This window comes from Psychrobacter sp. 28M-43 (assembly GCF_014770435.1).
GTDB lineage: Bacteria > Pseudomonadota > Gammaproteobacteria > Pseudomonadales > Moraxellaceae > Psychrobacter.
This window is the reverse complement of record NZ_CP061739.1, coordinates 1962645-1978008: the sequence shown is the minus strand read 5'-3', so window position 1 is coordinate 1978008 and position 15364 is coordinate 1962645. Positions and strand designations below refer to the sequence as shown.

The window sequence follows — 15364 nt, the reverse complement described above, 5'->3', positions numbered from 1 at the left end:
ACGCCTGTACAAACCCAAAAAATTATATTTATTAATAAATAAAAAACCTAGCAGAAAAAAGCTCGTTGGCGTTGCAAAAATATTAGCAATGTAACAGCGAAAAACTGTGGCTAAAAAGTCTATCAGAATTAAAAATTACTACCTTACCAAGTCGATTAATTTACTCAACTTTATAGATAATGACGTCATTTAAACAATGGCGAATAGACTCGGCTGGCTTGAAATCAGCACTCAGACCAGACAATAAAAATAAAGCGACATGCAAACCGAAATCAAAATAATAAGGATATAAATATGACGACATTAACGTATCAGTTTGAGCAAAAACGGTTAGATAACTTTAAGTGGTCGGATGGCTCAAAGCTATCTGGTATAACGGCACTGGCAAATGATGAGAAAGGCCGAATACGAAAACAGCCATTGTTTTACCTCGAAACGGTTTCTATAGACAGTTATGAAGATGATATTTACTTTGTGAACAATACGGATGAGCCGCTCAGATGGGTAGCACCCTTTAAACCCTATCGAAATATAAACGAAGCACGAGCGAAGTTAGGCGATACCAGTGATGAAAACTTACGTAAAGTAAAGTTCTATAGTGATGATATAAATAGCGTATATCAGGATGTACTGCCTAAGCAGGGTGTGCGAATTGGTAGTACTCATATCATGTATGACAGTGATGTGATGATGCAGTGGTTCGTACATGTGCCTTATAAGGGGCCAGATACTCATTATGTGATCTGGCAATTTAATGTAGTGGAAAAAGGCGGGATTCGCGGAACTTATCCATTGCTATGGGATGATTTTAGTCAACCCTCGCACATGGTGAGTTGTGATTGTCTGTCTGAGCGGGCTGATATGCCGATAGAGATCAGTATTTATGAAGAGCGCTGTGCAATGCTTGACAGGCTTATCGGTTCATTTGGGGTGTCCAATGCTATATTCATATTGGCAATCAATGATGTGCTTTATCGTTATGGCGTGGGCTGGAGCGCGCCCTATAGTGAGTCGGATATACAAGCACAAGACATTGCGATGAAACTAATAGAACAAAAGCCAGAAAATGCGAAAGCGGTAAAAGCCGTTGTTCAAGCGGTTTATGATTTTTGGTTTAACGAAGGTTTTGCAAAAAATATCTCAATGCAGGCTTGTGAGGAGCTTTTAAGCTTGTACCAAGCGCAGGTTGCCACCCAAAAACCAGTTTAATTTATAAACTAAATTACCAAGAGTAAACCTAAATAATGATTAAAAAAGGAGAACCTTATGATGTGTCCTATCGAAAATAAAGATACGTTTTTATTGTTTTTTCATGGCCTTGATTTAAGCAATGAGACCAGTAAATATACCTGTATCACACGTGAGCCTAAATATTGCCAAACGGTCAATTATCGAGAGAGTTTTGCAGAAATATTTGAGATTTATGATGCTTTGATTCGTGAGAAAATCGCACGGTATCCGCGTGTGGTGTTGGCAGGGCATTCGCTTGGCGGCTGGTTTGCCAATCATTTTGCCCATAAATATAACTTGCACGCGCTATTGATTGCGCCTTGTATCTATCCAAATGAGGTATTGGCTGACCGTATCCCAGTAGTGGCTGATATGAAGCTGTCTTTTCCCACGACCAATACCGAGATGGTGCGGGTGATGGTAGAAGTCGATGATGAAAGTCTTGATGTGGCAGTGGCTAGACGAACCTTAGTGAATCTACCTGATAGCTGGGACGTCGATTATTTTGCAGGCGGTCATCACCGTATCGCTCGTAGTAGTGATATTTGGTATCACGTAACTCATCTGTGCGAAGATCCCATCGTTTGGATGGATGAGGCAACATATCATGGTGAAGACTAATAGCAAGGGCAGTCAAAAAACTGTCGCGACTGATGGATAAATAGACCGCTAAAAATAATTGATTGACATTAAAGACGATCGGTCATAATATTTGTGCATGACGATTACTAAGCCAAAAGCCCGTCGAGGGCGTCCACCCAATGTTGAACGCGAGTTTACGGATACCCGTGAAGCTCTTTTGAGATCTGGGATGGAGATGCTGACAGAGCAAGGTTTTGCGACCACTGGTATCGATGCCATACTCAAACGTATCAATGTGCCTAAGGGTTCTTTCTATAATTACTTCAAAAACAAAGAAGCATTTGGACAGGAGGTATTGCGGCAATACGCGTTGTATTTCGCTCGCAAGCTAGATCATTGTTTTTTGAATGAGCAAGTATCTCCCATGCAGCGTATTAGTGACTTTGTTGAAGATGCTAAGTCGGGAATGATCAAGCATGAATTTCGACGCGGCTGCTTAGTAGGCAACTTAGGTCAAGAGATTGTCGTGTTGCCTGAGAGTTTTCGTTGTGAGTTAGAAAACATACTGCTTGATTGGCAAAAGCGTTTAGCGGCTTGCTTGCGTCTTGCAATACAACAAGGACAAATACATCCTAATAGTGATTGTGATGAGCTGGCTGCTTTTTTTTGGATCGGTTGGGAAGGTGCGGTTCTGCGTGCTAAGTTGGTGCAAGATGTCGGTCCATTAGATACTTTTTTCCGAGGTTTTGTAGCAGGAATACAGAAGTAATTTTTTATCTATATTTTTAGACGACTGGTCTAAATTATTTTTTACTCATTTATAGACGATTGGTCTAAATAGGAGCTACTATGTTCAATGCAATATTAATTGAAAAAAATGATGATGTTTATCAGTCTAATCTGACAGAGATACAGGATACACAATTGCCAGAAGGCGATGTCACAGTTCGTGTGGCATATAGCACGCTCAATTATAAAGATGGACTGGCTATCACGGGTCGTAGTCCTGTGGTACGCACATTCCCCATGGTTCCAGGGATTGATTTAGCGGGCACTGTCGAAACAAGCAGCCATCCTCGCTACAAAGCTGGCGACAAGGTGTTGTTAAATGGTTGGAGTGTGGGTGAGAAGTATTGGGGCGGTCTGTCACAAAAAGCGCGATTAAACGGTGACTGGCTTATCCTGCTCCCTGAATCGATGACTGAACGTCAAGCAATGGCAATAGGTACGGCAGGATATACTGCGATGCTTTGCTTGATCGCGTTAGAGCGTAATGGACTGACACCAGAGCGTGGCGAAGTATTGGTGACGGGTGCTAATGGCGGTGTTGGTAGCTTTGCCATCGCACTTTTAGCAAACCAAGGCTACTCTGTCACGGCTTCTACGGGTCGCCTAGAGGAAGCAGAATACTTAAAAAGCCTTGGTGCAACGACGATCATTGACCGAGCAGAGTTGAATAGTCCGGGACGTGCACTTGGTAAGGAGAAATGGGCTGCCGCAATTGATTCTGTTGGTAGTCATACGCTGGCCAACGTTTGTGCCAGTACGTATGAAGATGGTTTAGTCGCTACTTGTGGACTGGCTCAAGGCATGGATTTCCCTGCTACTGTTGCGCCATTTATTTTACGCGGTGTCAGTTTGCTTGGTATCAATAGTGTGACACGACCTTATGATGAGCGTGTAGAAGCATGGCAGCGTTTGAGTACAAGTTTGGATATGACGCAATTGGATGCAATCACCAGAGAGATTGGTCTAAGCGAAGTCATTCCGACAGCAAGCGAGTTATTGGATGGCAAGGTTCGTGGTCGAATAGTCGTTGATGTCAATCGTTAGGCTATCAAGCATAACTTTTAATACTTCAACCTTAATATTTCGATGTTGAACCTCGTGTTAGCACATGAATAAATGGTACATCGAAACGTCTAAGATTGAATGATCAAAGTGAAAAAAAATTATTCACAAACGGTCACAAATATCGGTATTTATTTTTTGTCATCTGATGTGCTATCATCGTTGAACGAACTATCGTGGGTTTAACAGTTTTGTTATCGCCGACCATGACAATAGTCTCATGGCGGCGTGACAAACCTTGCAACTTCCAGCACGATATAAAACAACTCTGGTAAAGCGCATGAGCCTGTACTCCGACAACCTCATTTGTGCCTGATTTTTTGCCTATTTGGGCGTATATCATACTTTTTCGTCGGAGTAACAGGAGTCTAAGGTGTTCAATATCATGAGCCACATTGCTAACCCATCTAAATATACCCGTCGTTATCACCCACGCCATTCTCTAGCGCAATATATTATCAATCAAATAGAGTCGCTTGAGCTGCGCCCGCAAGATATCGTCAAGCAAATGGGCTATCCTCTTAAACATACCATACCTGCCTATGACCGCCTGCGCCATGTACTGTCGAGCAAATTCCTTGGGCTTGATGGTAGCTATATGGACAAACACTTTACCGCTGATGAGTTTTTGGCAAAACTGTTTGCCGTGCTTGAGATACCGTATCAGCCATTCGCAGAAGATATTGCGCAGATTAAATATGACTTGGCAAATTATTCTGATACGTTACCCAGATATAGCTTACGAGCGGAAGTAAATTTCACATTTACGAGTGCTGACAATTGGATGTCTCGTGGCGCGGCTTCACGTTTTGCGCAAGTACATCTGCCTAGCGGTTTTGCCAAATTAGACGATGCTGCACGTAAATCAGTGATTCAAGACAGCATTTGCGAGCATTATCAGCAGTATGAGGGCAGTTTGCCATACGACGGTATTATCAAAGGCTATCGACTGACTATTGAACAAAACAACCATGTGGTCGATCATGCAGAGTATGGATTGCCAAAGTCTAGCAGTATCTAAAAAGCTTTGAGTGTATAAGCAGCACGAGCTGTTAATTACATTGATTGAATAATCATATTGACTGAAAAAAAATATAAAAAAGCCTCACTTTATCGTGGGGTTTTTTACGTTAGGTTATCTTTTAAGAATCAAACACTGCTAAATATCAGTTTTATAAAATTCATTTTAAGCTTTAAGCTTTAAGCTTCAGGTTTAGAGATGGCGCGCCATAAAATCACAAATAGCGCATCAAACTCTGCATTTAACGGTGTTTCTGTTTGGCGAATGGTATGCATTAAACCAAGTCGACTGATAAACCCCATAAACACATCGAACAGTATGTGCAGTGGAACGGTGTCATTAAGCACCCCACGATTTTGCCCATCTTCTAATACCGCCAAAAACGCGCCAATTAGCTCTTTGTTTTCATAGATCGCGATATTACGTATACGCGAGGCCGAGACAGAAGACAGCACCATCACCGCATCTGGATGCGAGTCTACAAAATCAAAGCAGACCCACAACGTCTTACGTAGACGATCTTGTACGCTATCAATCCCTTGCAGATGATCCATAATTCGAGCGGCTAATCTGCCTAGCACAATATCCATAATGGTATAAAACAGCGTTTGCTTGTCTCCGAAATACTTGTAGAGCGTTTGCAAAGAGACGTTGGCAGACTTTGCAATCTGCGCCATCGTCACCTCATTAGCGTCAAATCCTGCAAAGACTTTACGAACGGCCTGTTCAATTTTATCCAAAGTTGCGGGCCGCATATCGGATAGGGGCGCTAGAGATCGAGTTTGCGTGAGGCTATCTGACTGATTAAAGGTTTCCATATTTATCGCTTCTTAAAGTATTGGCTATTTGATACGTCCTACCAGTTAAATAATTTACTCGATAATTTAACATGATTAAATTAACAAGTAATGTAAATTACCATTTTTATTTAATTGATTGCGAAGTGGTTTTTCGTAGCCTAGTATAAGACTCATATATTAATAAATACAAAGAATTTATCGTATATATATAATGGTAATATAAATTACCATAATTTACAAAATGGCTTAGATATAGTCAGTTCAATATAATTTCGATACAAGGAAACCGAGTGCAAGTTATACATTAGTATGCTGAGCGAGGATGACGATGTAGCGGATTTATATAGACTTGACTATATAGTTGTTATTCACTCCACCTTGTCAAGGATAGACATCATGAGTATCGAAAAGTTCACCCCAAACTGGATGACCGAAGAGCATCAGATGGTGCACGACAGCGCCTTAAAAATGTTTCAATCTTGGGATCCTAAAGATGAGCAGTGGCGCAAGAATGGCATGATTGATCGCGCTGCGTGGGAAGAGGCGGGCGAGATGGGGTTCTTGTGTGCAGCGATACCAGCTGAATATGGCGGCGGCGGCGGCGATTTCGGTCACGAAGCGGCGCTCATCTACGCACAGACTGAGGCCAATCAATCGGGATTTGGCGGTATGGTGCATTCGGGCATTGTCGCGCCTTATATTTTAGACCACGGTACTGAAGAGCAAAAACAAGCGTGGCTACCAAAAATGGCAACGGGCGAATATATCGGCGCTATCGCCATGACCGAGCCTGGCACTGGCTCCGACCTACAAAACATCAAAACCTATGCAGTAAAAGACGGTGATGATTATATTATCAATGGCTCTAAGACCTTTATTACTAATGGTCAGCATGCCAATCTTATCCTATTAGCGTGCAAAACAGACCGTGAAAAAGGCGCGCAAGGTGTCTCACTTATTATCGTAGAAACGGACAAAGTAGAAGGGTTTGAGCGTGGACGTAACCTAGATAAGATTGGTCTGACCTCGCAGGATACCTCAGAGTTGTTCTTTAGCAATGTACGTGTGCCACAAACTAACCTGCTCGGCACGGTAGAAGGTATGGGTTTTATCCAGATGATGCAGGAGCTGCCGCGTGAGCGCTTAATCATTGCATTATCTGGGGTTGGCTCGATGAAGCTGGCGATCAATTTAACTTTAGATTACGTAAAAGGCCGTGAAGCCTTTGGTAAACCTATTTGGAAGTTTCAAAACACGCGCTTTAAGATGGCGGAATGCTATGCCGATTATCTCGCTGCCAGTACCATGTGTGATGCAGCAGTCGATGCGATGTTAGATGGCAAACTGTCTGTACCGCATGCCTCATTAATCAAATATTGGGTCACCGAAAAACAGTGCGAAGTCATCGACGAATGCGTGCAGCTGTTTGGTGGCTATGGCTATATGACAGAGTATCCTATCGCACGTTTATATGCCGATGCGCGCGTGCAAAAAATCTATGGCGGCACCAATGAGATTATGAAAGAGCTGGCTTCACGCTTTATGTAGACGCTTATATTATAAGACTACAATAACTATTGTTTATTTAAAAAATAAAAAAAGGATTTTTTATGACTGAGACCGCTTACATTTATGATGCCATTCGCACGCCACGTGGCAAAGGCAAAAAAGATGGCTCTTTGTATCAGGCATCACCGATTTGGCTGACGCGAACTTTACTAAAAGAAATGCAACAGCGCCACAACTTGGATACCAGTTTGGTCGATGATGTGGTACTTGGCTGTGTGACGCCAGTGGGTGAGCAAGGCTCTGATATTGCCCGTATTGCCGTTATTGACGCTGGCTGGGCGCAAAGTGTGGCAGGTCTTACCTTATCTCGATTTTGTGCCTCTGGTCTAGAGTCTATTAATTTAGCTGCTGCCAAAGTCATGTCAGGTATGGAAGACATGGTAGTGGCAGGCGGTGTGGAGTCTATGAGCCGTGTGCCGATGGGATCTGATGGTGGTGCTTGGTACATGGATCCACGGGTCAATGAAGCCACGCATTTCGTACCGCAAGGCGTGGGCGCGGATACCATCGCGACGCTCAAAGGCTTTAGTCGTAGTGATGTCGATGCCTTTGCTACCGAGTCGCATCGCCGCGCTGCACAGGCGTGGGAGAAGGGCTATTATGATAAATCGGTCGTCCCTGTCACCGATATCAATGGCATGATGCTATTGGATAAAGATGAAACTATCCGTCCTAATACCAATGTCGAGACCTTAGCTGGGCTAAAACCTTCTTTTATTATGCCGGGCAAAATGGGCTTTGATAGTGTGATATTAGACAGATATACCACGATTGAAACCGTAAACCACGTACACCATGCGGGTAACTCTTCAGGCATCGTTGATGGGGCAGCTATCTGTTTGGTTGGCAGCGCGGCGGCTGGTCAAAAAGCAGGGTTAAAACCACGCGCCAAGATCACAATGGCCTCAGTCATTGGCTCAGAGCCTGCCATTATGCTGACAGGTCCAACGCCAGCTTGCCAAAAAGCCCTCGATAAAGCAGGCATGCAAGCCTCTGACATAGACCTTTGGGAAATCAACGAAGCCTTCGCTGCTGTGCCGATGAATACTGCTGATGATTTTGGCATCTCGTTTGATATCGTCAACGTCAACGGTGGTGCGATATCCATGGGTCATCCGCTTGGAGCAACTGGCGCGATGCTCATGACGACCGTCCTTGATGAGCTAGAACGACGCGATCTACAGACCGCGATGATTACGCTATGTGTAGGCGGTGGTATGGGAATTGCCACTATTATCGAGCGTGTTTAATTTTTTTCTAAAATAGACTGAAAACCAATTAGATTAAGAAATAATAGATAAAGAATCATTTAAGGGATAAAAATGATAACAAATAACCAGACAGCAGATAGCGTAACAGCCATTAATGTACTAGAAAACTTCTCTGCCCAGTATGACAACGATGGTATCGTCACGGTCACGATTGACCAAAGCAAACGCAAAATGAATGTCATCGGTGACGGCTTTACGGAGTCGTTTGCCACGATGGTGGATAGTTTTATCAATGATGATTCAGCTACAGGCTTAATTATCACATCGGCTAAAGAAACCTTCGTGGTTGGCGCAGATATCGATCAATTGAACCAGATAAAGACAGCCGAGCAAGCATTTGCACTGACTGAAGAATTAAAAGGTAGTTTGCGTAAGCTTGAGATTTCAGGTAAACCTGTGGTTGCTGCTATGACAGGAACCGCACTGGGTGGTGGTTTAGAGCTGGCACTTGCCTGTCATTATCGTATTACCATTGACACGCCCAAGACCAAGCTTGGTTTGCCTGAGGTGAAACTGGGCTTATTACCTGGTGGCGGAGGTACTCAGCGTTTACCGCGATTGGTCGGTATTCAAGTGGCACTGGAGCTGATGACGCAAGGCAAAGAATTACGACCATCTGCCGCAAAAGACATTGGACTTATTGATGCAATAGCCACTGATCGAGCAGACATGCTGAAGCAAGCTAAAGACTGGATCCAAAATAATCCAAGTGCGCAGCAGCGATGGGATAAGAAAGGCTTTAAAATTCCTGGCGGCGATAGCAAGCATCCAAAGGTAGTGCCTATATTTTCTATCGCACCAGCCATGGCCAATCAAAAATCACATGGCAACTATCCAGCGATCACTCATATTATGTCTTGTGTGTTTGAAGGATGCCTAGTGGATATTGATACAGGGCTTGAAATTGAGTCGCGTTATTTTGCCGCTTGCGTACTGTCCACTGAATCTAAAAACATGATTAACACCTTATGGACGCAGCTGAATAGTATCAAAAAAGGTCAGTCTCGCCCTCAAGGGTTTGAGCGAACCCAAATTAAAAAGGTCGGTATTTTAGGGGCTGGCATGATGGGCGCTGGTATTGCTTATGTCACTGCCAAGGCAGGGATAGAGGTCGTGCTATTGGACACAGAGATTGCTAATGCAGAAAAAGGCAAAGCGTATTCTGCTAGTATTTTGGATAAAGCCATTAGCCGACAGCGTGCTACCGAAGAGAAAAAACAAACTCTCTTAGAACGCATCACGCCAACAGTTTCTTACGATGATTTGGCAGATTGCGATCTTGTTATCGAAGCGGTGTTTGAAAACCGAGAAATCAAAGCCAAGTGTACCCAGCAAAGTGAAGCGGTGATTTCAAACACGGCCGTCTATGCATCTAACACCTCAACACTACCAATTACAGGATTGGCAAAAGCCAGCACGCGACCAAACCAGTTTATTGGTCTGCATTTTTTCTCCCCAGTAGACAAGATGCCGCTCGTTGAGATTATCATGGGCGAGCAAACCGACGATGCAACATTGGCCAAAGCTTTCGACTATGTTGTGCAAATAGGTAAAACGCCTATCGTCGTCAATGACAGTCATGGCTTTTATACCTCGCGGGTATTTGGCACTTATGTTTCAGAGGGTATCGCAATGCTAGGAGAGGGGGTGCATCCGCGTAGCATCGAAGTTGCCGGTATGAAAACAGGTATGCCAATGCCGCCCTTAGCATTGCAAGATGAAGTGTCGTTGAGCCTCGCATTGCATGTCAGCGAACAGCAGCAAGCGGATATGGCAGCCGAAGGTAAGCCAATTGTAGTGCGACCTTCTTATGACATACTAAAAACATTGGTTAATGAGCATGGGCGCGAAGGTAAGAAAAATGGCAAGGGCTTCTACGACTATCCAATAGAGGGTGATAAGCATCTATGGCCTGAATTGGTAAATTTATATCCGCCAAAATCAGAGCAACCCTCGCAGCAAGATTTGGTTGATCGCCTGATGTTTATTCAAGCCAATGAATCTGCTAAATGCTATGAGGAAAACGTAGTGCGCTCAGTGGCCGATACCAATATAGGGTCTATCTTTGGTTGGGGTTTTGCACCGCAGCACGGTGGTACGCTACAGTTTATCAATGGAATGGGCGTGAGTGCGTTTGTTGAGCGTAGCCGTGAGCTGGCTGCGAAATATGGTGAACGTTTTGAGCCTGCTCAGATTTTGCTAGATATGGCAGCCAAAGGCGAGGCGTTCTCCGATGACTGACATGCATGTATCAAATCATGATCAAATGGCGGACTGTCTACAAGGGTTACGAGTGATCGATCTGACTCGTAACCTACCTGGGCCTTTTGCCACGCGTTTGCTTGCAGATTTGGGTGCGGACGTCCTTAAAATCGAGCCCAAACAAGGTGATCCTGCTCGGGTGTTTGGTGAGCTCTTCGTAGCTCTAAACCACGGTAAGACGACCGAAAAGCATGACTTTCATGATCCCAAAGCGATTGAAGCTATAAAAGCACATCTTGAAGAAGCTGATGTGATGCTAGATAGCTTTCGCCCAGGTGTATTGGCGGAAATGGGACTAGATGCTAAGACCTTGCATACCATCAACCCAAAGCTAGTAATGGTATCTATTACTGGTTATGGCTTAGCAGATGGCCACTCAACAGAAGGTGTCTACTTAGAAAGTGCTGAGTCAAAAGATAGCTCTCAAGTGAATCATGACTGGTCTGATAAGGCCGGTCATGATATCAACTTTATGGCTATGAGTGGTGTGCTTGATCAGCTAAAAACAGCGCAGGGTGAGCAGGCCATGCCCAATATCCAGTTTGCGGATTTGGCAGGTGGTAGTGACACAGCCGTGATAGCACTGTTGGCTGCCGTATTTGCCGCGCAGCGTACGGGTAGGGGACGACACATTGCTATTAGCATGACGCATAGCCTTTACAATCATATGGTCATGCCAAAGGTCACAGGCAAACTGATTAATAGCCTTTCAGGAAATGGCTTAAACGATACTCTACTGCCGCAGCATGACTTTTTGGGGGGTGCATTACCATGCTATCGATTGTATCAAACCGCTGATAAGCGGCATATGGCGGTTGGTGCATTGGAGTTGAAATTTTGGCAAGGGCTATGTGAGGTATTGGAGCTACCGTCGCTTAAAGAAATACACTGGCAACTTGGTATCATGCCCAATAGACCCGAGAGTGAAGCCGCGACCAACACAATCGCGGAAAAATTTGCCAGTCAAACGCTTGAGTATTGGCAACGTGTATTTTCAGCAACAGATGTCTGTGTGACCCCTGTACTGAGTTTACATGAAGCCAAAGCTCACCCTTTATTTGCACATCAAGATGAACATCATGCGACGTCAGGGTGGCAACAAGTAAGTTGATAATTGGTATGTAAGTAGCTCTGAAGAAGAGTGAAAATTTGAAGGCGATACCAAGCCGCTGCTGGCTGGTATCGTCTTTTTAGTCTGTATTATTCTGACTACCTGTCTAAACCAGAGTGATTGAACTTGTATATTTATAACTGTCTATCTAAAATTGCCTGAATAAGAGACAATACACTCATAAATCCCAAAGTCTTACGGTATTGAACAATAGTAGCACGTTCAAAGGCTCTTAGAGATCGAGCAACACAGACATTTAATAAATTTAACTTAAGCAAAAAGGCAGTTCTGAATGACCAAACATAACCCGTATAATTTTTTACCTTTGCAGCCAACAGGTAGAAACGAGACCAATACTGCTAATACCTATGCTCCTGAAGATATGATTAAAATATACGAGCAGCAGTTTCTCATTCAAGTGCCAGAAGAAGAGCTGACCGAGTTTTTGCCAGCGTTAAAAGCATTCTATGATATCGATAATCATACCTTAGATGTCAGTGCCATTATTTTTGATGCAATCGCAGACTCTGCTATCATTTATAATCACAAAATCAAAGTCGGCGACTATCAAATATTAGGTGAGTTGATAGAAGAGGCGATTGAATATGATGAAGACAACAAAAGTGATGAAAGCGCTGAGAGTGAAGAGATTCAAGCCTATACATTAGAGTGCCAACGTACATTTTTTATCAATGATGTAGAAATACCTTATCATTTCAACCTATTCATTTATGGCGACGGTTATTCTACTTTGACCAAAAAAGAAACCGTACTAGAAAAAATGTATTGGTTTGTCAGAGGTAGATTTGAAGAGGATTTATTAGATGACGCTGAAGATAATGACAGCTTAGAATCGATTAATGCGCAACTAGCCAGTTTAGGCATTCGTGAAATGGATCTGACGACTGTAGATGAGATAATCAGCTATGTAGAAGGCAGTATCATTGACGACCCAATGGTAGACGAGCTTAATAAACTGTTAGATGATGCTGAGTAGTGTGAAAGATAAGTTAATAAAGTGATCTAACGTCAAAAGAATAGATTTGAAAATAAAAAACTAGAAAAAAGCCTCACTGCTCGTATGATGAATGGTGAGGCTTTTTAAACTCACAACCTCATAAATAAGTTCTTTAGACATCATCCAAAATTACATGACGCTATACATTTCTAGGTTTTTACCCATCTCCCCTCAAAGGGTCAGTCGATTTCCTATATAATGTGAGCTATTTCGTTATTGTTGATTCATTCAATTTAGGCTTTTTTCTTAGCAAAAAACGCTTCTTATCAGGTAAAACGGTGCTTTATGTTCAACGCTTCCTCGACTCGTTTAAATAAATACATCAGCGAAAGTGGTATTTGCTCTAGGCGAGACGCTGACCGCTTTATTGAACAAGGTAATGTATACATCAATGGCAAACGTGCGTCGGTAGGCGATCAAGTGGTTGCTGGAGATGCGGTAAAAGTCAACGGGCAGCTTATTGAGCCAAGAGAGCCTGATGATTTTATTTTTATTGCGTTGAACAAGCCAGTGGGCATTGTGAGCACCACGGAAAGCTCTGAGAAAAATAATATTGTCGATTTTGTGCGACATAGTTTACGTATTTTTCCGATTGGCCGTTTGGACAAAGATTCTCAAGGTTTGATCTTTTTGACTAATAATGGTGATTTGGTCAATAAGGTGCTACGTGCTGGTAATAACCATGAAAAAGAATATCTAGTTACAGTAAACAAGCTGTTAACGGATAGTGTTATCGAAGGTTTGGCGGGCGGTGTACCGATGCTTGGCAAGATGACCAAAAAATGCCCAGTGACTAAAGTAGCTCCTAATGTATTTAACATCACGCTCGTTCAAGGCTTGAATCGTCAAATTCGCCGTATGTGTGAGCACTTTGGCTACGAAGTCGTCAAGCTTGAACGTACGCGGATTATGAATGTAAGTCTCAAGGGTCTTCCCGTTGGTGACTGGCGAGACTTAACCCCAAAAGAGCTGTCTGTGTTACTTAAATCTGTAGAAGATTCCTCTTCGCAAGACAATCATTCGAGCAAGAAATCTCGCAATACACCACGAAAGAAACCTCGTGCTGATGCTTCGTCAAAGTCAAAACCATCTACAAAATCAGCAGGTGCAGCAAAGGGGCGTAACAAATACGCTAAGGATGATGCTAGAAAACCAGCAGGTTCTAAAGGTAGGGATGGACGTCCTACTGGTCGTGGTAAGCCGTCAGGGGGTAATGGTAAGTCCGGAGGCAATGGCAAACCTACTACCAATGGCAGGCGTCCTTCAAAAGGAAGAGGCTCTTCACGGTAATAATTTTTCACAATGTGACGGCTATATTTATTTCTAAAATAGCAGTAAGCTAAATAACTTTAGTCTTAACGAGATCATATTATGTTTAAAATAAAAGTAGAGCGCATTGTCAAAAAACCGATTGATGAGGTATTTGAAGCACTGAGTGACCATGCCAGTTATGGCTCATTTAAAGCGGTGGGGGTTGCTAAATTAGTAGCTGAAGGTAATGAGGAGCGCAATGGCGTTGGGGCTTTACGTAGCATTCAAACGGGACCCGTTAAGTTCTGGGAGCGGATTACAGCGTTTGAGCGTCCTACTCATATGCAATACCAAATCGAAAAATCTAAACCCATCAAAATGCAGCATGATAAAGGTATCATTGATTTAAAAGACTTGGGCGATGGCACCACACACGTGACTTGGGTATCTGAGGGACGATTGATTGTACCACTGCCATTAGTCGGTCGCCTGTTTGACCGTCAAATGCAGAAACAAGGAACTATAGGTTTTAGTAGCATACTCAAATCTATAGAAAGCCGCTAATCTAGCGGCAATGTTAGATTTTTTGATATTACTCTCTAGAGATGGCTTATTTTATTTGAGCCATCACTATCAGTTTTAATCCATTTTATTCTTAGCAGCTTCAATCTCGTTAAAGCGCGCTAACTGCTCTGGCGTTGCTTTCTGTTGATACTTCTCTTTCCACTCGGCATAAGGCATACCATAAACAAGCTCGCGCGCATCCTCGTATTCGATTTCAATCCCACGTTCTTCACCAGCCGCCTTATACCATTTGGATAAACAGTTACGACAAAAGTCGGCAAGGTTCATCAGCTCGATGTTTTGTACATCTTTACGCTCGTCTAAATGAGCTAGTAAACGACGGAATGCTGCCGCTTCTAACTCGATGTTTGATTCTAATTTTGCCATAAGGTTTTTCCTAGTTATAATTGAGTCATTTCAAAACTGAAATGATACTAACGATATAAATATTGCGCAACCTATGTCGTTGATTAGAATGCACTGTAGTGATAGTCAACTCTAATAGTACTATGTATTCTTCTAATATTAATTACGACTTGTCATCAATTAAATCAAAAAATACGAGAAGCCAAATGGATAGAGCTCATAAAACAAAGGGCTAATTTATCATATCAAGTACAAAAAGCGTGATATAGCTTCATCTTTGTAAAGAAATTCTAAATTGATTAGCGTGCCTTATAAAGCTATCTATTGAATTTTTGGCTGAGGTAATTGACATACTTGGCTAATAGGTTTTGCAAACCGTCATTCCAGTGCTTCAACATATTAAGAAAGGGACTCTTGTCGTTAGATCTTGACAGACCATGTTAGTGCGCCAAACAAGAATCGAACAAC

14 protein-coding genes are annotated in these 15364 nt (G+C 42.9%); 12 read left to right on the top strand and 2 right to left on the bottom strand.

Annotated features, from left to right (window positions below):
- The first annotated feature begins 294 nt into the window (after positions 1-294).
- From IEE84_RS08210 to IEE84_RS08190, 5 genes are all read left to right on the top strand, one after another.
- On the top strand, positions 295-1209 hold the full coding sequence (locus IEE84_RS08210; protein ID WP_191113822.1) for a hypothetical protein: 915 nt from the start codon (positions 295-297) through the stop codon (positions 1207-1209).
- A gap of 57 nt (positions 1210-1266) precedes the next feature.
- Positions 1267-1851 (top strand): alpha/beta hydrolase, encoded by a 585-nt coding sequence (locus IEE84_RS08205; protein WP_191113821.1) that lies wholly within the window; start codon positions 1267-1269, stop codon positions 1849-1851.
- Between the two features lie 97 nt (positions 1852-1948).
- Positions 1949-2581 (top strand): acrylate utilization transcriptional regulator AcuR, encoded by a 633-nt coding sequence (gene acuR / locus IEE84_RS08200; protein ID WP_191113820.1) that lies wholly within the window; start codon positions 1949-1951, stop codon positions 2579-2581.
- Positions 2582-2661: 80 nt separating this feature from the next.
- Positions 2662-3645, top strand: a complete 984-nt coding sequence (gene acuI, locus IEE84_RS08195) for an acrylyl-CoA reductase (NADPH) (protein WP_191113819.1) — start codon at positions 2662-2664, stop codon at positions 3643-3645.
- A 403-nt stretch (positions 3646-4048) separates the two neighbouring features.
- Positions 4049-4684 (top strand): hypothetical protein, encoded by a 636-nt coding sequence (locus tag IEE84_RS08190; protein WP_191113818.1) that lies wholly within the window; start codon positions 4049-4051, stop codon positions 4682-4684.
- 179 nt (positions 4685-4863) lie between these two features.
- Here IEE84_RS08190 and IEE84_RS08185 read toward each other — a convergent pair whose 3' ends face one another.
- Entirely contained in the window at positions 4864-5502 is a 639-nt protein-coding gene (locus IEE84_RS08185) for a TetR/AcrR family transcriptional regulator (protein WP_191113817.1), read from the bottom strand.
- Positions 5503-5880: 378 nt separating this feature from the next.
- On the opposite strand from IEE84_RS08185, the gene IEE84_RS08180 reads away from it, so the two are divergent.
- The 7 genes from IEE84_RS08180 to IEE84_RS08150 all read left to right on the top strand — a co-directional run bounded on the left by IEE84_RS08180 (position 5881) and on the right by IEE84_RS08150 (position 14530).
- Complete coding sequence (locus IEE84_RS08180) at positions 5881-7032, top strand: acyl-CoA dehydrogenase family protein (protein WP_191113816.1); 1152 nt, start codon at positions 5881-5883, stop codon at positions 7030-7032.
- Between the two features lie 62 nt (positions 7033-7094).
- A complete protein-coding gene (locus IEE84_RS08175; RefSeq protein ID WP_191113815.1) occupies positions 7095-8303 on the top strand; it encodes an acetyl-CoA C-acetyltransferase in 1209 nt (402 codons plus the stop codon).
- A gap of 72 nt (positions 8304-8375) precedes the next feature.
- Positions 8376-10565: a 3-hydroxyacyl-CoA dehydrogenase NAD-binding domain-containing protein gene (locus tag IEE84_RS08170; protein ID WP_191113814.1), complete on the top strand. Its 2190-nt coding sequence runs from the start codon at positions 8376-8378 to the stop codon at positions 10563-10565.
- Positions 10558-11697: a CaiB/BaiF CoA transferase family protein gene (locus IEE84_RS08165; protein ID WP_224737712.1), complete on the top strand. Its 1140-nt coding sequence runs from the start codon at positions 10558-10560 to the stop codon at positions 11695-11697. The genes IEE84_RS08170 and IEE84_RS08165 overlap by 8 nt, the downstream gene beginning before the upstream one ends.
- A 292-nt stretch (positions 11698-11989) precedes the next feature.
- The gene (locus tag IEE84_RS08160; protein ID WP_191113813.1) at positions 11990-12694 is read left to right on the top strand and encodes a hypothetical protein; all 705 of its coding nucleotides are present in this window, start codon (positions 11990-11992) and stop codon (positions 12692-12694) included.
- Between the two features lie 306 nt (positions 12695-13000).
- A complete protein-coding gene (gene rluF, locus IEE84_RS08155; RefSeq protein WP_191113812.1) occupies positions 13001-14005 on the top strand; it encodes a 23S rRNA pseudouridine(2604) synthase RluF in 1005 nt (334 codons plus the stop codon).
- 81 nt (positions 14006-14086) lie between these two features.
- The gene (locus IEE84_RS08150; RefSeq protein WP_191113811.1) at positions 14087-14530 is read left to right on the top strand and encodes an SRPBCC family protein; all 444 of its coding nucleotides are present in this window, start codon (positions 14087-14089) and stop codon (positions 14528-14530) included.
- Positions 14531-14605: 75 nt separating this feature from the next.
- Here IEE84_RS08150 and IEE84_RS08145 read toward each other — a convergent pair whose 3' ends face one another.
- Positions 14606-14917, bottom strand: a complete 312-nt coding sequence (locus tag IEE84_RS08145) for a DUF1244 domain-containing protein (RefSeq protein ID WP_191113810.1) — start codon at positions 14915-14917, stop codon at positions 14606-14608.
- Positions 14918-15364: the final 447 nt, after the last annotated feature.

Excerpts from the sequence above, each read along its gene's own strand:
- IEE84_RS08150 (WP_191113811.1), top strand. The coding sequence starts at position 14,087 with ATGTTTAAAATAAAAGTAGAGCGCATTGTCAAAAAACCGATTGATGAG.
- IEE84_RS08175 (WP_191113815.1), top strand. The coding sequence starts at position 7,095 with ATGACTGAGACCGCTTACATTTATGATGCCATTCGCACGCCACGTGGC.
- acuI (WP_191113819.1), top strand. The coding sequence starts at position 2,662 with ATGTTCAATGCAATATTAATTGAAAAAAATGATGATGTTTATCAGTCT.
- IEE84_RS08145 (WP_191113810.1), bottom strand. The coding sequence starts at position 14,917 with ATGGCAAAATTAGAATCAAACATCGAGTTAGAAGCGGCAGCATTCCGT.
- IEE84_RS08185 (WP_191113817.1), bottom strand. The coding sequence starts at position 5,502 with ATGGAAACCTTTAATCAGTCAGATAGCCTCACGCAAACTCGATCTCTA.
- rluF (WP_191113812.1), top strand. The coding sequence starts at position 13,001 with ATGTTCAACGCTTCCTCGACTCGTTTAAATAAATACATCAGCGAAAGT.
- IEE84_RS08170 (WP_191113814.1), top strand. The coding sequence starts at position 8,376 with ATGATAACAAATAACCAGACAGCAGATAGCGTAACAGCCATTAATGTA.
- acuR (WP_191113820.1), top strand. The coding sequence starts at position 1,949 with ATGACGATTACTAAGCCAAAAGCCCGTCGAGGGCGTCCACCCAATGTT.
- IEE84_RS08165 (WP_224737712.1), top strand. The coding sequence starts at position 10,558 with ATGACTGACATGCATGTATCAAATCATGATCAAATGGCGGACTGTCTA.
- IEE84_RS08190 (WP_191113818.1), top strand. The coding sequence starts at position 4,049 with ATGAGCCACATTGCTAACCCATCTAAATATACCCGTCGTTATCACCCA.
- IEE84_RS08210 (WP_191113822.1), top strand. The coding sequence starts at position 295 with ATGACGACATTAACGTATCAGTTTGAGCAAAAACGGTTAGATAACTTT.
- IEE84_RS08180 (WP_191113816.1), top strand. The coding sequence starts at position 5,881 with ATGAGTATCGAAAAGTTCACCCCAAACTGGATGACCGAAGAGCATCAG.
- IEE84_RS08160 (WP_191113813.1), top strand. The coding sequence starts at position 11,990 with ATGACCAAACATAACCCGTATAATTTTTTACCTTTGCAGCCAACAGGT.
- IEE84_RS08205 (WP_191113821.1), top strand. The coding sequence starts at position 1,267 with ATGATGTGTCCTATCGAAAATAAAGATACGTTTTTATTGTTTTTTCAT.